Raw genomic sequence first — 19644 nt, forward strand, 5'->3', positions numbered from 1 at the left:
CACTCCTCAGATTGACAGCTTTTTGACGCGCTTGCCGCCATACAACAGGTTTACGATGGCACGTGTACCGACAATCGCGGTAAACATCGACGTCGCCACACCAATACCGGTAGTAATCGCGAACCCTTTAATTGCCCCGGTGCCAACTGCGTACAGGATAATGACCTTAATCAGCGTCGTAATGTTCGCATCAAAGATGGAGCTAAATGCACCCGCATAACCTTCATTGATGGCCTGCTGCACCGAACGCCCATTACTCAACTCTTCTTTGATACGTTCGTTAATCAGTACGTTCGCATCGACCGCGACGGCAAGGGTTAAGACGATCCCCGCAATCCCCGGCATACTCAGCGTAGCGCCCGGCAGCAGCGACATAATACCGACAATCAGTACCAAGTTAGCAATCAGAGCACTGGTCGCGATCAGACCGAACTTCTTATAGAAGAAGATCATGAACAGGATAGACACCACCAGACCGGCCAGACACGCTTCCAGACCCTGTTTAATGTTCTGCATACCCAGGGTAGGACCGATGGTACGTTCTTCAACAATCTGAATCGGCGCAATCAACGCACCGGCACGTAACAGCAGAGAAAGCTGACGCGCTTCGTTCGGGTTGTTAATACCGGTGATACGGAAGCTGTTGCCCAGGCGAGACTGGATGTTGGCGATGTTAATCACCTCTTCCTGTTTCACCAGCACTGAGCGACCGTTGGCATCTTTTTTACCGCTGTCTTTGTACTCCACGAACAGGGTCGCCATCGGCTTACCGATGTTGTCCTTGGTGAAGTTGGACATGATGTTACCACCCGCGCTATCCAGCGAGATGTTAACCTGCGGCTGATTGTATTCGTCCTGGCTGGAAGTGGAGTCGGTGATATGATCACCGGTCAGGATCACGCGTTTGTACAGCACAACCGGCTGACCTTCACGAGACTGTTTCACTTCCGAATCACCCGGTACACGCCCGGATGCCGCAGCAGACTGGTCAACGTTGGTGTTCACCAGACGGAATTCCAGCGTCGCGGTAGCGCCCAGAATTTCTTTCGCACGCGCGGTATCCTGAATGCCTGGCAGTTCGACCACAATGCGGTCAGCACCCTGACGTTGGACCACCGGCTCAGCAACACCCAGTTGGTTAACACGATTACGCAGAATGTTGATGTTCTGCTGTACCGCGTATTCACGGGCTTCGCTCAGGCGCGCATCGGTCATCACCGCACGCAGAGCATTGCTGCCCTGGCTGGAAATAACCAGATCCTGGTGACGCTTGCTCAGGTAAGAGATAGCTTCATCACGGGCGCTGCTATCACGGAAGGTGATGCTCAGACCGTAGTTATCTTCTTTGCGAACGGTAGTATAAGGAATGCCTTTTTCACGCAGATCGCTGCGCAGGCTATCGATATTTTGTTCCTGCAACTTACTCAGCGCGGTGTCCATATCCACTTCCATCAGGAAGTGAACGCCGCCACGCAGGTCAAGACCGAGTTTCATCGGTTCTGCGTGAATGGCTGCCAGCCAGCGTGGAGTTGCCGGTGCAAGGTTAAGCGCCACGACGTATTGATCGCCCAATACGCCCATTAACACTTCACGTGCGCGCAGTTGGGTATCAGTGGAGTCGAAGCGCGCAAGAATAGCACCCTCTTCCAGAGCCACAGACTTAGGTGTGATTTTATCTTCTTGTAACGTTTTCTGGACCTGGATCAGCGTTTGCTCACTGGCGGCGGCACCGCGCACGCCAGTGATTTGAACAGCCGGATCCTCACCATACAGGTTGGGAAGCGCATAGAGCAGACCGACGACAATAACGACGATCAGCATGACATACTTCCACAAAGGATAACGGTTTAACACGGCAGTTCCCTTTGGGAAAACAATAAATTACAGCGCCTTCATGGTGCCTTTCGGCAGAACGGCAGCTACGAAATCACGTTTAATAACCACTTCAGTGGTGTCGTTCAGCGCGATAGCGATGTAGCCAGATTCTGCTACTTTGGTCACGCGACCCACCAGACCACCGTTAGTCAGCACTTCATCGCCTTTCGCAATGGAGTTCATCAGATTTTTGTGTTCTTTGGTGCGCTTTTGCTGCGGGCGCAGGATCATGAAGTAGAAAATCAGACCAAACACCACCAGCATCAGAATCAGAGACATCGGGCTGCCCTGCGCCGGAGCACCTGTTGCCGCTACCGCATCAGAAATAAAAAAGCTCATTCAAATTCCCTCATTATTAAAATTAATCAACGTTCACAGGTGGAACTGGTCTACCCTGACGTTGGTAAAAATCGGTCACGAAGCTCTCTAATTTACCCTCTTCAATAGCCTTGCGTAAACCCGCCATCAAACGCTGGTAGTAGCGAAGGTTATGAATCGTGTTGAGTCGCGCGCCCAATATTTCGTTGCAACGGTCGAGATGATGCAAGTAAGCGCGCGAATAATTGCGACAGGTGTAGCAATCACACTCAGCATCGAGCGGACTGGTGTCGCTTTTATGTTTCGCGTTACGAATTTTTACCACGCCGTCAGTCACAAACAAATGACCATTACGGGCATTTCGCGTTGGCATCACGCAGTCAAACATATCGATACCGCGACGTACGCCTTCAACCAGATCTTCTGGTTTGCCGACGCCCATCAGGTAACGAGGTTTATCTGCCGGAATCTGTGGGCATACATGCTCCAGGATGCGGTGCATATCTTCCTTCGGCTCACCGACAGCCAAACCGCCGACAGCGTAGCCATCAAAACCGATGTCTACCAGACCTTTAACGGAGATATCACGTAAATCTTCGTAAACACTGCCCTGAATGATGCCAAAAAGCGCATTTTTGTTGCCGAGGCTATCAAAACGATCCCGACTGCGCTTCGCCCAACGCAGAGACATCTCCATCGAGCGTTTAGCATAGTCCCAGTCGGCCGGATACGGTGTACATTCGTCGAAGATCATGACGATATCGGAACCGAGATCGTATTGAATCTCCATTGATTTCTCGGGATCGAGGAAAATCGGATCGCCGTTGATCGGGTTACGGAAATGCACGCCCTGCTCGGTAATCTTACGGATATCACCCAGGCTGAAAACCTGGAAGCCGCCGGAATCGGTGAGGATTGGCCCTTTCCACTGCATAAAATCGTGCAGATCGCCATGCAGTTTCATGATTTCCTGTCCCGGGCGCAGCCACAGGTGGAAGGTGTTACCGAGGATAATCTGCGCGCCAGTTGCTTCAACTTCTTCCGGCGTCATGCCTTTCACAGTACCGTAAGTACCGACCGGCATAAAAGCAGGTGTTTCTACTACGCCACGATCAAAAACCAGGCGGCCGCGGCGAGCGCGACCGTCTGTGGTATCCAGTTCAAATTTCATCTTAACTCCTGCGTCAGAAAAACAGTCCGACGTTTTAAATACTCATATCGCGGATTTATTCCCCGACACGCTCAGAAATAGCCTGCGGATTGTACGTGATAAACATCGCATCACCGTAACTAAAAAAGCGATATTCCGCTTTTACCGCTTCATGATAGGCGTGCATGGTGTTTTTATAACCAGCAAACGCGGAAACCAGCATGATCAGCGTTGATTCCGGCAGGTGGAAGTTGGTTACCAGGGCATCAATCACCTGATATTTATAGCCAGGATAAATGAATATTTGCGTATCGCCGAAAAACGGCTCGATAAGGTCGTTTTTGGCCGCCTGTGCCGCGCTTTCCAGTGAACGTACGGAGGTGGTGCCCACCGCAATCACGCGGTTGCCGCGCGCTTTCGCCGCCAGCACAGCATCAACGACATCCTGCGGCACTTCCGCATATTCGGAGTGCATGATGTGATCTTCGATGGTGTCTACGCGCACCGGCTGGAAAGTCCCCGCGCCCACGTGCAGCGTGACGAACGCCATTTCAATGCCTTTATCGCGCAGCTTAGCCAGCAGCGGATCGTCAAAGTGCAGACCCGCTGTCGGCGCGGCGACCGCACCCGGTTTTTCGCTATACACGGTCTGATACAGCTCGCGGTCGGCGTCTTCATCCGGACGGTCAATATACGGTGGCAGCGGCATATGGCCGATGGCGTTAAGGATATCCAGCACGCTGCGCTCGTCGTTAAACTCGACTTCAAACAGCGCGTCATGGCGTGCCACCATCGTTGCTTTAATACTTTCGTCGTCGCCCAGCAGCAGCTCGGCCCCCGGCTTTGGCGCTTTCGAGGCGCGAATATGCGCCAGAATACGTTTGTCATCCAACATACGCTCGACCAGCACTTCGATCTTGCCGCCGCTGGCTTTACGGCCAAACAGACGCGCCGGAATAACGCGGGTGTTGTTAAAGACCAGCAAATCGCCAGGGTTGAGCTTATCGAGCAAATCGGTGAAAGTACCGTGCGTCAGCGCGCCCGTCGGCCCGTCCAAAGACAGCAAGCGGCAGCTACTGCGCTCAGCTTGCGGATAGTGGGCAATCAGGGATTCGGGTAGTTCAAAGGTGAAATCGGTAACGCGCATGACACTGACTCAGACTAAAATAAGAGGCGGGTAGTCTAGTGCCGGGGCGTCCTCCCTGCAACCTTTACCCCTCAAGTTAAAAGACATAATCTATACACAAAATCATTCAAGATGCATCGAGGCGGCAACTGAATGAGTCCCCGGGAGCTTACTCAAGTAAGTGACTGGGGTGAGTGAAGGCAGCCAACAAAGAGGCAGTTTGAAGGATGAAGTGGATATGAATTTTCTTGCACATTTGCATCTGGCTCACCTTGCCGACAGCTCGCTTTCCGGCAATTTGCTGGCCGACTTTGTCCGGGGCAATCCGGAAACGCACTATTCGCCTGACGTGGTAGAAGGCATCTTCATGCACCGTCGTATCGACGTGATGACCGATAACCTGCCGCAGGTGCGTGAAGCCAAAGAGTGGTTTCGCAGCGAAACGCGCCGTGTCGCGCCGATTACGCTGGACGTAATGTGGGATCATTTTCTGTCGCGCCACTGGTCGGAAATATCCCCCGACTTCCCGCTGGCGGACTTTGTGCGCTATGCTCGCACCCAGGTGACCACTATTTTGCCTGAATCGCCACCGCGCTTTATCAATTTAAACAACTATATATGGTCAGAGAAATGGCTTGAGCGCTATCGGGACATGGATTTTATCCAGAACGTCCTGAATGGCATGGCCAGCCGCCGCCCACGACTCGATGCCTTGCGTGACTCATGGTATGACCTGGATACGCATTACGATGCGTTAGAGGAACGGTTCTGGCAGTTTTATCCGCAAATGATGGAACAGGCGCAGCGTAAAACCCTTTGACTACAGCCCGTATTAGCCGCCGGATAAGCAGTAGCCGCCATCCGGTAAAAGATTGATAGACAAAACCTGTCTCATTGATTGCCAGCGCCTCTTTGTCTTATTCCCGAACACTCTCTATACTGGCCCGCGTTGCGTTCCAAAAACCCCTTAACATTGCAGGAGAATTATATGGTACTGGTAACTCGTCAGGCTCCGGATTTCACAGCAGCTGCGGTACTGGGTAGCGGTGAGATCGTTGAAAACTTCAACTTCAAACAGCATACCAACGGTAAAACTACCGTTCTGTTCTTCTGGCCGATGGACTTCACCTTCGTTTGCCCGTCTGAACTGATCGCTTTCGACAAACGTTACGAAGAATTCCAGAAGCGCGGCGTGGAAGTTGTTGGCGTTTCCTTCGACTCTGAATTTGTCCACAACGCATGGCGTAACACCCCTGTCGACAAAGGCGGCATCGGTGCAGTGAAATACGCAATGGTTGCTGACATCAAACGCGAAATCCAGAAAGCCTACGGCATCGAGCACCCGGAAGCGGGCGTTGCTCTGCGCGGTTCTTTCCTGATCGACGCTAACGGCGTTGTTCGCCACCAGGTGGTTAACGATCTGCCGCTGGGTCGTAACATCGACGAAATGCTGCGCATGGTTGACGCGCTGCAGTTCCACGAAGAGCACGGCGACGTTTGCCCGGCACAGTGGGAAAAAGGTAAAGAAGGTATGAACGCGTCTCCGGACGGCGTAGCAAAATACCTGACCGAGAACGTTTCCAGCCTGTAATTGGCATGAATCGTAAGAGGCCCGCAAATGCGGGCCTCTTTTATTGGTTTATGTCGGATTACCCTTTTTCACTTCACGCCAGATTCGCCACGCCATAAGCGCCAGTACGGCGACCCCAAGAATTAACGCCCCCCACACCAACAGCGTTTTCCACTGGCTTTGTTGCTCAGCTACTGACGTTGCCGTCAATCGCGCTTCACCACCAAGCGCCACGCTCTCCTGAAGAGTCGCCCACGGTAGATAATCTATCTCCTGCGATTTACGCAGCGACGCCGGGATCAGCATATCGAGACCAACATCTGCCTTTTTCGCCGCCCGGTTTCCCCACGCCAGCATATAAGGCCCTTTGCCCTGCGTATTAAACACCAGTTGATAACTGTCGCGCATGCCGCTCAACTCAGGCAGCCTCTCTGGCAACCGGGCGTTAATAGTCGTCATCCGGACGGCCTCAACCAACTGACCGGAAAGACGAATATCTTCCGCACTCCTCCAGTCCAGATTGTAAAGCATGGTTTTTGTCAGCGGCTGCCAGGGCTCTTTTTCAGCGCTGCGCCAGGCCAGTTCCACCGGTAAAACACCTTCACTTTCCAGATCGATGCGAAGCGAGGTCAGCGGCTGGGGCTGCGCCCATCGCCAGACGGCTTCGTCATCCGAAACCTTATTCCCCTGGGCTTCAATCACGATACGCTCGGATTCCGGCTCGCTGCTGGCCGCTATCGCGCTCACGCTGTTTAACGTCAGCGCAGGACTTTGCGAGTCGAGGATCACCAGCAGGTAGCGAGTCGCCTCCACAGAGAGCGTGAGGCTGGCGCTGATGGTGTCCATTTTCAGGCGATCGTTATCACGTGTCAGATCCATTAACGGCGCATCTTCCTGCACGGGTCGCCAGTAGCGCAAATCACTGCTTGCATAAACCGAGGCTTTCCCCTGCCAGTTGCCCGCCTGCGAGTCCCAGTTCAGGCGTAACTGCGCCAGTGAAAAGGCATCTTTCGTCTCTTCCGGGAGCGTCAGTAAATAGCTCTGGCCGAGCGCTTTGACATCATCACTTTGCAAATGAATTTCAATGCCGCTCTTCGAGCGTAAAACAATAGCGTCTCCGCCTCGTTGCCCCTCCTCACGCGGCGCAACCGGTGACATATCAAGCGGGAAAAAACGCAGCGCCACTGCCTCTGGCGTAACGGGCTGGGTTTTCTGCACCACCAGAGTAAACGGCACCGTCTCCCCCAGATGGTTAAAGACCCGGACATCGCGCAAATCCGCCCAGGCGGTACCCGGATACACCGCGGGAGGTAGCGAAACACGATACCACGGTGATGTGCCCGTAGTTTCCAGCGTCACCCCCGTTACGTAGTCCGCCGGAGACTCTTTCACTTCATCGCTGCTTACCGCCGCGCCTGTCGCGCCCAGCAGTACGCTGCATAACACCGCTTTCATCCATTTCATTTTTCTTCTCCTGCTTTGGGCGGTAATGGTGAAAAATACCCGATAATCAACACCAGAATGGCCACGCCGATAAACGCAACCGCGCGCGCCAGACCGCCGCCTCCTGCACTGTCCACCAGCATCAGTTTCACAATGACTATCCCCAGCAATACCGCGCCACACAGCCATTCCCGACGCGAGCGGCGCCGGGTCGCCCGCAGCATCACCACCAATGCCGCCAGCATCCAGAACAGAGCAAAACAGGTTTGAATCAGCCGTGAATCCCATAGTGCGTCTACACGCCACGCAACCTCGCCATACCAGGACAATGCGCGCAGCAGCACACCATTGAGCCACCAAAAGCTGAGCGCCATCAGCGCCACAACCGGCCATGGGCGACATACCGAAAGCTGCACCGGGAAATAGCGTTCAGACGCGCGATAAAACACCACCAGGCCCAGTAGGGCAAAAGCTGCGCCCTCTTCCAGCGGGTTGAGCAACGGCAGATAAGTCTGACGATAAACTACGCCATCTTGTAAATTGGTCAGCACGAGCAGACCTACCAGCACTAGCACAACGGGAACCATCGCCTGAACAGAATAGAGGGCCGGCCAGATGCGAAACGGCCAGATTTGTCGATGAACAGACTGATAAATCAGGAAAATAAGCAGCCCGCCAGCCGCCATCATCAGGCCGCTACCCCACGCTGCCCTTCCCCACGGCAGCCCCTGCGCGAACCAGAACAGCTCAACCGCGAGCGCCAGTAAAATCATCCAGAAGAACGATAAATGCGCCAGTCTGGAAAGCATTGGCGGTAATATTTGTGCGTCACGCCAGAGCAGCGCTACCGCAACAATTAGCGCCGCGCACCAGGCCAGATTCGGCCAGCCCGCCGCAAAAATCTGCTGTACAGCGATCTGATACATCAGCATCACCAGCATCATCGGCCACAGCAGCCATTTACTGGCATCCAGCTCCCGCCACGCCAGGCGACCCGCGATACTTCGCCAGCCCCAGCTCGATACCGCCATTAATGCCAGCACGCCAGACAGTACCCACCGCTCCTGTTTCAGAGCGAGTTGAGATGCCGCAACGAGCGCAATGATCCAGAAAACCAAACCACCAGCGAGTAGCGCCCAACTGCCCGGCATCCAAATGTTGCGCCATAGCCATGCAGCAACCAGCCAACAGAGGCTGAGCACGGCAAAAATCAGCATGACTGAGAGCGCGGTTGTTCCGTTCGCCAGCGCCCATAGCGCGCTGCCCACGGCCAGCACGAGCAGCGCCGTACCGCTATAACTCATGCGTCGTTGCTGTTGTTGCACGCCCAGCCAGAGGATCCCAAGCCCCTCCAGCGACCAGGCCATCGCCGTCCAACGGGCTGAAAGCGCCAACGGGATAGCAAGCGTGGTAAACGCACCACCGAGCGCCAGGGCGGACAATACCAAAGGTCTCCCCAGAGAAGAGGAACGGCGCAACGCAAACTTTGCTAACACCAGATAGAAACCACCGTAGCCCAGCGCACTAAGCGCCGGACCATAAGCCATATGCCGCGTAATGGCATACTGCATTCCAAAACCGATCAGCGGTGGGGCAAATAGCAGTACGCCGTCAATAACCTGTTTGCCTTTTTCCTGCGCCCGGAGCGACAACGCCACGCTCAGCACGCCAAAAATAATCGTGTTGGCGATCAGGAACAGTTGGCAACTCAGGTAATACTCTGGTCGATAGTCCTCCAGGCCCCATACCCCGCCAACGCCGAAGGTGAACAGCAGGCCAAGCAGATTAAGCTCCCGCCAGTGCTGCCAGATGCTGATGGCGAGAATGCCGACCGAGAGCAGAAGATAAAATGAGAAGAGCGCGACATGACTGCCGCCGCCGGTGGAAAGCAACAGCGGCGCAAGATAACCGCCAAGACTTGCCAGCATCGCCAGGCTGAGCGCCTTTTGCAGAATAGCCAGCCCCACACTCGCCGCACAAATCACCACCAGCAGCGCAAATGCCAGCGTCATTGGCAGCATTTGCCACAGCCGGAACGCGCCAAAGACGGTGAGATAGAGTGCTCCGGTAGCTCCCCCCTGTAATATCAGCGCATAGATCGGTTGCTTATGCCGCAACCGCCAGCCCAATGCCAACAGCACAATAGAGAACAGCGCGGCCGCCACCAGACGCAGCTCCAGCGGAAACAGAGAATGTTCGACCGTATAACGCAGCAGGAAAGAAAGCCCCAAAAACAGGAGCAAAATACCGAGCTTTGCCAACGGGTTACCCTGCATAAACCAGCGCACCAGCGATGACATTACCCCGCCAAAAGCAGAAGGCCGCTCGACGTCGGGCGTAGATACCGCCGCATTATCCGGCTTCGGCTGTGAAGCCCACGGGTTAACGGGCTCAGGCGGCGGCTCAGTTACTGGCTCCGGCGATACGCTGCTCATCGCAGCCGTTGGCGCATCGGCAGGAACAATATCTTTTGCTGCCGTTGGCTCAACGGCGCTGGTCTGCGCCACACCGCGCAGCTCCAGCTCCTCTACCCGACGGCGCAAGACCATCAGCTCAGAACGTACAGCCGCACTGCGTCTGAATGCCACGATCGCGAGGCCAGGAACTACTACCAGCGCGAAGAATAATACAATGCAGCCAAGGGTTAGCAGCTCATCCATGTTTCCACCTTCACTGTATAAAGACAGACCAGAATGACACAAATTGTTGCAGTTGCGCCATATCGGTTAACACGATGAACCGCTTTTCAGAATAGACAATCAGCCCCTGCGTTTGGCCAGGGGCTGTGATGAGGGATTAAAACGCGAAGCAGGAGCAGCCAAGCGCGCCCCAGAAAGCCCGGTCATCTGACACCGGAATTGCCGATTTACGCGCTATATCATGCTGATGACCGTGTACGCCGCAGCTGCCGCAGCACTGGTGCATCTGCACCATTGCGCCAATTTTCGCCGTAGCAGGCGGCGCTGAGCGATAGTGCCCCGGCACTTTTACCACCGGCGACCAATCAGGTACAACCGGGATGGCCGGCGGCGCCAGCGGAGTGAAATGCCCGGCCGCATACACCACTTTGCCATCGACAATGGTCATTACCGACTCTATGCCTTTGATCTCTTCTTCCGGCACACTGAAGTAATCTTTAGACAGCACCACCAGGTCTGCCAGTTGGTCTTTCTCGATGCGCCCTTTCTTACCCTGTTCGCTGGAGAACCAGGCGCTACCGGCCGTCCACAATTCCAGCGCCACATCGCGCGGCAGGCGATTGTTATCATCGTACATCGCCATCCCTCCCACAGTACGGCCCGAAACCAGCCAGTAGAGCGCTGTCCACGGGTTGTAGCTGGCCACGCGGGTGGCATCAGTCCCCAGCCCTACCGGAACTTCAGCCGCCAGCATTTTCGCCACCGGCGGGGTATGTTTGACCGCATCTTTGCCGTAGCGATCGACAAAATATTCGCCCTGGAATGCCATACGGTGCTGAACAGCGATCCCGCCCCCCAGCGCTTTTACGCGCTCGATATTCCGTTCGGTAATCGTTTCAGCGTGATCGAAGAACCAGTGCAGGCCATTGAACGGGATATCGCGATTCACCTTCTCGAATACGTCGAGCATTCGGCTGATGGATTCATCGTAGGTGGCGTGCAGGCGGAACGGCCAGCGGTGCTCCACGAGGTGACGCACCACGCGCTCCAGCTCATCTTCCATACCTTCCGGCAGATCCGGGCGTGGCTGGAGGAAGTCTTCAAAATCCGCGGCCGAGAAGACCAGCATTTCCCCTGCCCCATTGGCACGGTAGAAGTCGGTCCCCTGCCCTGGTTTGAGCATATCGGTCCAGCGTTCAAAGTCTTCCAGTTCCTGCTGCGGACGCTGGGTAAACAAGTTGTAGGCGATGCGCACCGTCATCTGTTTGTTGGCGTGTAACTGCTCAATTATCTCGTAATCTTCCGGGTAGTTCTGAAAACCACCGCCTGCATCGATGGCGCTGGTCAGCCCTAGACGGTTCAGCTCGCGCATAAACTGCCGGGTCGAGTTGACCTGCATTTCCAGCGGCAGTTTTGGTCCTTTTGCCAGCGTCGAATAAAGGATCATGGCGTTGGGTTTGGCGATCAGCATCCCGGTTGGGTTACCGTTGCTATCACGCACAATCTCACCACCCGCCGGGTCCGGCGTCGCCTTGGTGTAGCCGACTGCTTTCAGTGCGGCACGGTTCAGCAAAGCTCTGTCGTAGAGGTGCAGAACAAAAACTGGGGTATCCGGGGCCGCTTCATTCAGTTCTTCGAGGGTTGGCATGCGACGTTCGGCAAACTGGAATTCGCTCCAGCCGCCCACCACGCGCACCCATTGCGGCGATGGCGTTCTGTCAGCCTGCTCTTTGAGCATGCGTAGCGCGTCCGCCAGCGACGGAACGCCTTCCCAACGCAATTCCAGGTTGTAATTCAGACCGCCGCGAATGAGGTGCAGGTGCGAATCGTTCAGGCCCGGGATCACCGTATGCCCTTGCAGATCGACAACCTGCGTCCCGTCGGTGGCAAAACTCATGATGCGATCGTGGCTACCGGTCGCCAGGATCTTACCATTGGCGATCGCCACCGCCTCGACCTGCGGGTTTTGTCTTTCGAGAGTATGAATTTTTCCGTGAGTCAGAATCAGTGTGGCAGTTTGAGACATAACAATCTCCTGAGAAACCGGTCAGGCTTTTTTCAGCCATCCGGCAAACAGACGGGTTACGATGGGCATCCAGAACCAGACCACCAGCGCAACCACACAGGCATCATTGATCAGATGCAGGAGTAACGAGCCCTTCATGGCAGGCAGCACAATGCCGGTCAACCACGGCACCAGATTGGTGCTGGGAAAAATCACCAGCAGGGTTATCAGAAACTGTTTCCAGCGCCTGGGCTGACGTACATGGGGCGCGGGCGGCGTAAACCAGAACGCCGCTTCGGTGCGGATTTCGGTTTTATCCCCCTCCGCCAGCAGCGGGGCAATCTCTTCGACCAGCACGCGGCGCGTATCGGACTGGGTCCAGTTATACAGATGCTCAAGCGTGTCGAAGCGGATAATGATGTTCCACAAGTTGTTGCCATCTGCAGGACGAATCACATTCGCCCCAAGATGACCGGGAAACTCGGCCGCCACCGGCATGATTTTCCCCAGCCACTGCTCATACCGCTGCGCTTGTTCAGGCAGCAGGGTGTGGGAAATCACCAACGTCACATGTTTGTTCTGCGCCATAAAGGGTTCCTTGTGGAGAGGAAACAGGCCCGCTTAGGCCACGGAAGCAATACACAAAATCATTCATGGCGCATCGAAGCGGCAAGATTGTGTATCCCCGGAAGCTGACAAAATGAGTGACCGGGGTACGCAAACGGAGCCAACAAAGAGGCAACATGAAGGATGAAGTGTATTTAGGCTTTACGTTCCGGCGCGCCATGCACCATGGTGTAGGCGTAATCCACGCCCATACCGTAGGCGCCGCTGTGCTCACGTACCAGATCCATGACGGCGTCGTAGGTTTCTTTGCGGGACCAGTCGCGCTGGTACTCGAGAAGAACCTGTTGCCAGGTCACTGGTACGGCGCCCGCTTGTACCATGCGGTCGATAGAACGCTCATGGGCATCCACGGACGTGCCGCCGGAAGTGTCAGTTACCACATAAACTTCGTAACCCGCTTCCAGCGCCATCAGCGCCGGGAAAGTCAGGCATACTTCGGTCCACAGCGCGGAGATAATCAATTTTTTACGCCCGGTCGCTTCCACGGCTTTCACAAACGCCGCATCTTCCCAGGAGTTCATCGAGGTGCGTTCAATTGGTTTCACATCAGGATGAACCGCTAACAATTCCGGCCAGATATAACCGCTAAAACTTTTCGTTTCCACAGAAGTATAAATCACCGGAACATTAAATATTTTCCCGGCCTTCGCTAATGCCACGGTATTATTTTTCAAAGTCTGGCGGTCAATATTCGCCACACCAAATGACATTTGCGGCTGATGATCAATAAAAATAAGCGTTGAGTTTTGAGGGTCAATCAGTTCCCGAATAGACATAGCACACCTTCTTAATCAATAAGTTAAAAGGCAACGGTCTGTATCTGCCGTCAGCAGCAGGATCCTGAATCAGAAAGCTTGTTGAGTATAGCGGGAAATTTCTAACGAGTTATTAAAGAAAACTTACCATCCAGTGAAACTATTAATTTTGTGTTGCGATATATCCTAAACAACATCAAAAAAATGCGCATGACTCATCTAATTTATTCACTGGCATTGTTTTTCTCCATTCGGTACAACAGAGGGGTTTAATTTTCAGGATATTTTCTGCTTATGCGCATCAATCTGGATGTTTTGCTAATTCTCGACGCACTTGATAAACAGGGTTCATTTGCCGCGGCGGCCGAATCGCTGTTTAAAACCCCTGCAGCACTCAGCTATATGATTCAAAAGCTGGAAAGTGATTTGAATATCGAGTTGCTTGACCGTTCCGGTCACCGGGCAAAATTTACCGACACCGGTCAGATGATGCTGGAAAAGGGACGTTTGCTGCTGAGTGCGGCAAAAGATCTCGAAAAGCAGGCGGTGCAGCTGAGTTCAGGCTGGGAAAAAGAGCTGGCGATTGCGCTGGACGACTCCTTCCCTTTCGCCTCGCTGTTGCCCATTGTCGATGAATTTCACGCGCTGAATAAGCAAACCCGCCTTAACTTCACCCACCATACGCTGGCGGGCTCCTGGGAGGAGCTGACGCATAATGGAGCAGATATTATTTTGGGGGCGATTAATGAACCGCCTACGTCAGCGGCCTGGTCCTACAAAATGCTTGGCACGCTGGACAATGTGTTTGTCGTTGCGCCTGAGCATCCGCTGGCCGCAGCACCGGATGACCTGACTAACGAACAGCTGTGCCTGCACCGGGCGATTGTCATTAGCGACAGCGCCCGCTTTTGTCATCCGTTACAAACCAATCTGATGGAGGAGCAGGCGCAGATTCGCGTTGATGATTTCCACAGTAAGGTGATGCTACTGCGGGCCGGCTTGGGCTGCGGATTTCTCCCCCGCCATATTGCTAACCCGTGGCTTGCCACGGGCGAGCTGGTGGAAAAAACGGTCATCTCATTTCGCCAAAAAGACGTGGCCTATATGGCCTGGCGCAATAACCGCGATGGATTGGCGCAGCGCTGGTGGCGGGAAACGCTGCTGGCAAGCCCGGATGTTACGCGCTTATATCAATGACCCATCCACACCGAGGCGGAAATCGCCGGCAGCGTCAGGATATCCTCGGCAAGCACGCCTTTGCCCTCCTGGTGCTGCCATTGGCTGACGCTCAGTAATGGCGAGGCTGGCAGGACCACTTCACAGGCGTGGCCACGGTTAATCGCCACCAATACGCGCTGGCGGTTTAGCACGCGTAAAAACACCACCACGTTATCCTCGGCGTAAATCACCTGACAACCACCATGGCGCAGTGCCAGGCTCTGGTGGCGTAATGTTGCCAGCCGCTGATACAACGCCAGCAGGTTAGCATCCTGTTTTTCAGGCTGCCACGGGAATGGTTTGCGACAAAACGGATCGTTGTTCCCATCCAGTCCCACTTCGTCACCGTAGTAAATACAGGGCACGCCAGGCCAGGTAAACAGCCACACCACCGCCAACGGTAAACGTGCGACGTCTTTACCGAGCAGAGATTTAAAACGGGCGGTATCGTGGCTGTCGAGCTGGTTGAACATCCGCAACTGCTGCTGATGTGACAAACCCGCGCGATAGTTATCCATCCACGCCATACAGGTCTGGGCGTCAATGAATTGCGGATCGTATGAGATATCGGTATTGGCGAGAAATCCCCATACAGGGAAGGTAAAACCGCGATAGTTCATGGCGGCATCTTCCGCGTCGGCCTGCAACCATTGGCGCGCGTCGCCAAAATGCTCGCCCACCACATACGCCTCTGACTGGGTCTCTTTCGCCGCCTGCGTAATTCCGGCCACGTGCTGCAGGTTGTTGTGCGCACCACCGGCCTCTCCCAGCATATGCACCACGTCAAGACGCCAGCCGTCCATATTCCACGGCGCTTTCAGCCAGTGGCGAACGATACTGTCTTCGCCGCGATAAATTTCATTCACCAGGCTTTCAGAGGAAAAGTCCAGCTTGGGCAGGCTGGAATACCCCAGCCAGTCGAGCGCGACGCCGTCGGCTGAGAAATGATACCAGTCGCGCCAGGGGGATTGCGGATTATGGCACGCGCCATCCGTTCCCCGATTATGTCGGTCAAACCAGGCGTGTGAATCGCCGCTATGGTTAAAAACACCGTCGAGAATCAGGCGCATCCCCTGCTGTTGGGTGGTGTGACGCAGGCGCAGCAGCGCCCTGTCGCCGCCAAACTGCGGATCAACATGACGGTAATCTTCGGTATCGTATTTATGCACGCTCGGCGCGGTAAATACCGGATTCAGGTACAGCGCCGTGACGCCTAACGTTTTCAGATACGGCAGCTTTTCGCTGATGCCGTCCAAATCGCCGCCATAAAACGTGGAGCCACCGGCCTGGGCCGTAAGCGGTTCATCCCACTCGCGCCGCACAATATCGTGTCCGGCAGCGTGGTGATAATAGACGTTATCCTGAGTCGCTTCACGCGACTGGCTGCGGGCAAAACGGTCCGGGAAAATTTGGTAAAAAATCTGATCGGCGACCCACTGCGGACCGTTATCCGGCACATCAACAGCAAACTGCTCCAGACGCGCAGGGGGAAAAAGGCTGAATCCCTGCGGGGTAAACCACAGCTGACGATCGAGCCAAAGTAATTTAAAACTATAGCGTCGACGAGGCTGTCCGCTGGAGAGATCGATCGCCGCTCTCCACGCGGTCACGCCCGGCTGCGGCTGGCTGCGTTGCTTGTGCATACCCAGCGAAATCTCTTCGTTATCGTTTTCTGCGCGTAGCGTCACCCGCTGGGGTGGATTTTCCCCCGCCAGCCATAATGTAATCGTCAGTTGATCTTTGTTTTGCTTAACAAATGGGGCAACCGGAAGGTGCCAGGCGTTCAACATCACGTATCCCCTTTGATGATAATGACGTCACCTTGCCATAGCGAAGTGCAGGATCACTCATCATCTTAACGTTTATTGGGGGAGGAGTGCGGGGGAGGAGAAAATTGCCGGGTAACATTAAGCTACCCGGCAAAAATATTACTGCGCTTCAGCCAGTTGGCGCTCGCGACGGCGCTTGAAAACCCAGCCGGCAAGCAGCAGGATAATCCACGCAAAGCCGACGTATAGCGAAATGCGGGTATCCGGATGATAGCCGATAAGCGCGATGATAAAGACCAGGAAAATCAGGCCAATAACGGTCGTCACAACCCCACCCGGCACTTTAAACTTCAGCGCCTTAACCTCTTCCGGCGGCAGACGACGACGGAAGGCAATTTGTGACAGCAGGATCATAATCCACACCCATACCGTTGCGAAGGTCGCCAGAGAGGCGATCACCAGGAAGACGTTTTCCGGCATGATGTAGTTAAGATACACCGCAAACAGCAGCGCGATGGTCATCACCATCACCGTCACCCATGGCACGCCACGACGCGACGTCTTGGCGAACATTTTCGGCGCGCTGCCCTGCTCCGCCATACCGTGCAGCATACGCCCCACGCCAAAGACGTCAGAGTTGATGGCCGACAGCGACGCGGTCAGGACTACGAAGTTGAGGATCCCGGCGGCAAAGGTAATCCCCATATGCTGGAACGTCAGAACGAACGGGCTACCGTCAGTGCCGACCTGGTTCCACGGGTAAATAGACATGATGACGAACAGCGTCCCCACGTAAAACACGAGGATACGCATCGGTACGGAATTGATGGCGCGCGGAATAGATTTTTCCGGGTCTTTGGCTTCGCCAGCGGTAATCCCGATAATCTCAATCCCGCCGTAGGCGAACATCACCATTTGTAGCGACATCACCATGCCGAGCCAGCCGTTGCTGAAGAAACCGCCGTTGCTCCACAGATTATGGATACCGGTAGGCTGCCCGCCGTTACCAATCCCCCAAATGATGATGCCAAAACCAGCGACAATCATGATGATAATGGTGGCGACTTTAAAGAACGAGAACCAAAATTCCAGCTCGCCAAACACCTTCACGCTCATCAGGTTGATGGCGCAGATAATCAATACCACGCTGAGTACCCAAATCCAGTGCGGTACGGCCGGGAACCAGACGCCCATGTAAATACCAAAGGCAGTCACATCGGCAATGGCGACAATCAGGATTTCAAAACAGTAGGTCCAGCCGGTTATGTAGCCTGCCAGCGGTCCGAGGTTTTCCTGCGCATAGCGCGAGAAGGAGCTGGCTGCAGGGTTATGAACGGACATTTCGCCCAGCGCGCGCATAATGATATACGCCGCTACGCCGCCGATAATATAGGCCAGCAACACGCTTGGCCCCGCCATTTTGATGGCATCGGCCGAGCCGTAGAACAGCCCGGTACCAATTGCTGAACCTAATGCCATAAAGCGAATGTGCCGGGTGCTCAGCCCACGCTTTAGCTTGTTATTACTTTCCATCGATTCCTAACCTGTTAACACAATAAAAAACCACGGGGCCATGTTAATAGCCCCGTGGTTAAAACTTATTGTCAGTGATATTAGTGTGCGCTGGAGGTCACTTGTCGACCCGCTGCACGATCCCAGATAACTGCCAGGACCACCATCACGACTGTTGGCATCAACCACGCCAGCCCCTGCTCCGCCAGCGGTAAACGCTGGGTCCAGGCCGGTAACACGTCGCCAATTGCAGAAGCTTTAATGCCATCAAGGATACCAAAAATCAGGCTGATAAACATCGCAGGTGCAATGACGCGGGAAGAATTATGCCACCATGAGCGGGTAAAACTTAATACAACCAGTGCGATACATGGCGGATAGATAGCCGTCAGCACCGGAATAGAGATCTGAATCAGATGGCTCAGACCCAGGTTAGAGACCACCATCGAGAAGCCGCCGAGGATAAATACCAGCGTACGATAAGACAGTGGAACGTACTGGGCAAAGAACTCTGCGCACGCGCAGGTCAGGCCAACAGCGGTGACCAGACAGGCGATGAAAATCAACGCCGCCAGCAGGAAGCTCCCTGCGCCACCAAAGGTGTGCTGAACATACGCATGCAGAATTGCCGCGCCGTTAGCAGATTGATCGACCAGAATTGCACTATCTGAACCCAGACGGAACAACGCGAGATACAGCAACGTTAAGCCCACACCCGCCATCAAACCTGCCCAAACGGTATAACGGGTCAGCAGACGCGCTTCAGTAACGCCACGCGAGCGAGCGGCGTTGACGATAACAATACCAAATACCATCGCGCCCAGCGTATCCATGGTCAGATACCCGTTCACGAAGCCATTAGAAAACGCCGCAGTTTGATAGGCTTCCATCGCATTGCTGATCGGGCCTGCTGGCCAGACGATTGCGGCGACAGACAGGACCACCAGCGCCAGGATTTTCAGCGGAGCCAGGAAATTACCAACCGTATCCAGCAGTTTGCCCGGATACAGCGAAACCAGAATCACAATCGCGAAATAGACCACGCTGTAGATAAGCAGCGGCAGAGCGGAGTCGCCGGTCAGCGGTGCAATCCCGACTTCGAAAGAGACTGTCGCGGTACGCGGCGTAGCAAATAACGGTCCAACAGCCAGATAGCACACGGTCGCCAGCAGCAAACCAGCGACTTTACCGATAGGCGTGCTCAGTCGGTCCACACCACCACCGACTTTCGCCAGCGCGACAACGGTAAGTACCGGCAGGCCAACGGCGGTAATCAAAAAGCCAAAAGCCGCAGTCCAGACGTGTTCACCTGCCTGCAAACCAACCATTGGGGGGAAGATGATGTTACCTGCACCAACGAACAGTGCAAATGTCATAAATCCCAAAGCGATAATATCGCGCGATTTTAACTGATGGGTCATAAAGTCTTACTGCCTGTGGATGTGGTGTTGAAAATAATAAATTTTTGCCTTTCCCTGGGGGACAATACAGCGGCATTTTTGCTCAATTCCAGCGGGAAACACTCCCAGACTGGCGCGGCGAAGAATAGTTTTTCGATTTACCGCGTAAATGCAGTCGGTATGACAGCACCTGGAGCGCAATTTAAACGCTTATAACGTTTTAAAGCAAGGTGGGAT

The 19644-nt window shown here is 54.5% G+C and carries 15 protein-coding genes; 3 read left to right on the forward strand and 12 right to left on the reverse strand.

Annotation, left to right across the window (positions count from 1 at the left end):
- Positions 1-6 precede the first annotated feature (6 nt).
- From secD to queA, 4 genes are read right to left on the reverse strand one after another with little or no spacing between them, the layout of a single operon-like run.
- Positions 7-1854, reverse strand: a complete 1848-nt coding sequence (secD, locus tag ABIE10_RS09265) for a protein translocase subunit SecD (protein WP_153690672.1) — start codon at positions 1852-1854, stop codon at positions 7-9.
- 27 nt (positions 1855-1881) lie between these two features.
- Positions 1882-2214, reverse strand: a complete 333-nt coding sequence (gene yajC / locus ABIE10_RS09270) for a preprotein translocase subunit YajC (RefSeq protein WP_003021544.1) — start codon at positions 2212-2214, stop codon at positions 1882-1884.
- A gap of 22 nt (positions 2215-2236) precedes the next feature.
- Complete coding sequence (gene tgt, locus ABIE10_RS09275; protein WP_003021535.1) at positions 2237-3364, reverse strand: tRNA guanosine(34) transglycosylase Tgt; 1128 nt, start codon at positions 3362-3364, stop codon at positions 2237-2239.
- A 55-nt stretch (positions 3365-3419) separates the two neighbouring features.
- Positions 3420-4490 carry a tRNA preQ1(34) S-adenosylmethionine ribosyltransferase-isomerase QueA gene (queA, locus tag ABIE10_RS09280; protein WP_003021529.1) on the reverse strand — a complete coding sequence of 357 codons (1071 nt, stop codon included), beginning with the start codon at positions 4488-4490 and terminating at the stop codon, positions 3420-3422.
- A gap of 217 nt (positions 4491-4707) precedes the next feature.
- Here queA and acpH point away from each other — a divergent pair, with 217 nt between their 5' ends.
- A complete protein-coding gene (acpH, locus tag ABIE10_RS09285; RefSeq protein WP_016152027.1) occupies positions 4708-5289 on the forward strand; it encodes an ACP phosphodiesterase in 582 nt (193 codons plus the stop codon).
- 168 nt (positions 5290-5457) lie between these two features.
- A complete protein-coding gene (locus tag ABIE10_RS09290) occupies positions 5458-6060 on the forward strand; it encodes a peroxiredoxin (protein ID WP_003021524.1) in 603 nt (200 codons plus the stop codon).
- Positions 6061-6108: 48 nt separating this feature from the next.
- On the opposite strand, the gene ABIE10_RS09295 is transcribed toward ABIE10_RS09290, so the two are convergent.
- The 5 genes from ABIE10_RS09295 to ABIE10_RS09315 all read right to left on the reverse strand — a co-directional run bounded on the left by ABIE10_RS09295 (position 6109) and on the right by ABIE10_RS09315 (position 13529).
- Positions 6109-7503 (reverse strand): DUF3999 domain-containing protein, encoded by a 1395-nt coding sequence (locus ABIE10_RS09295; RefSeq protein ID WP_429155377.1) that lies wholly within the window; start codon positions 7501-7503, stop codon positions 6109-6111.
- On the reverse strand, positions 7500-10142 hold the full coding sequence (locus tag ABIE10_RS09300; protein ID WP_429155378.1) for a DUF2339 domain-containing protein: 2643 nt from the start codon (positions 10140-10142) through the stop codon (positions 7500-7502). Before ABIE10_RS09300 ends, ABIE10_RS09295 begins: the two co-directional genes overlap by 4 nt.
- 136 nt (positions 10143-10278) lie before the next feature.
- Positions 10279-12147, reverse strand: coding sequence for an amidohydrolase (locus ABIE10_RS09305; RefSeq protein ID WP_279265204.1), 1869 nt, complete (start codon positions 12145-12147; stop codon positions 10279-10281).
- Between the two features lie 21 nt (positions 12148-12168).
- On the reverse strand, positions 12169-12714 hold the full coding sequence (locus tag ABIE10_RS09310) for an antibiotic biosynthesis monooxygenase (RefSeq protein ID WP_016152022.1): 546 nt from the start codon (positions 12712-12714) through the stop codon (positions 12169-12171).
- Between the two features lie 173 nt (positions 12715-12887).
- A complete protein-coding gene (locus ABIE10_RS09315) occupies positions 12888-13529 on the reverse strand; it encodes a hydrolase (protein ID WP_003021513.1) in 642 nt (213 codons plus the stop codon).
- Between the two features lie 273 nt (positions 13530-13802).
- Here ABIE10_RS09315 and ABIE10_RS09320 point away from each other — a divergent pair, with 273 nt between their 5' ends.
- Positions 13803-14705, forward strand: coding sequence for a LysR family transcriptional regulator (locus ABIE10_RS09320; protein WP_429155379.1), 903 nt, complete (start codon positions 13803-13805; stop codon positions 14703-14705).
- On the opposite strand, the gene malZ is transcribed toward ABIE10_RS09320, so the two are convergent.
- The 3 genes from malZ to brnQ all read right to left on the reverse strand — a co-directional run bounded on the left by malZ (position 14699) and on the right by brnQ (position 19428).
- Entirely contained in the window at positions 14699-16516 is a 1818-nt protein-coding gene (gene malZ / locus ABIE10_RS09325) for a maltodextrin glucosidase (RefSeq protein WP_429155380.1), read from the reverse strand. The two genes, ABIE10_RS09320 and malZ, sit on opposite strands and share 7 nt — an antisense overlap.
- A 138-nt stretch (positions 16517-16654) precedes the next feature.
- On the reverse strand, positions 16655-18028 hold the full coding sequence (gene proY, locus ABIE10_RS09330) for a proline-specific permease ProY (protein ID WP_016152018.1): 1374 nt from the start codon (positions 18026-18028) through the stop codon (positions 16655-16657).
- 80 nt (positions 18029-18108) lie between these two features.
- Positions 18109-19428 carry a branched-chain amino acid transporter carrier protein BrnQ gene (brnQ, locus tag ABIE10_RS09335; RefSeq protein ID WP_016152017.1) on the reverse strand — a complete coding sequence of 440 codons (1320 nt, stop codon included), beginning with the start codon at positions 19426-19428 and terminating at the stop codon, positions 18109-18111.
- Between the last annotated feature and the right edge of the window lie 216 nt (positions 19429-19644).

It is taken from the genome of Citrobacter sp. 506, assembly GCF_050434985.1.
GTDB classification, from domain to species: domain Bacteria; phylum Pseudomonadota; class Gammaproteobacteria; order Enterobacterales; family Enterobacteriaceae; genus Citrobacter; species Citrobacter braakii.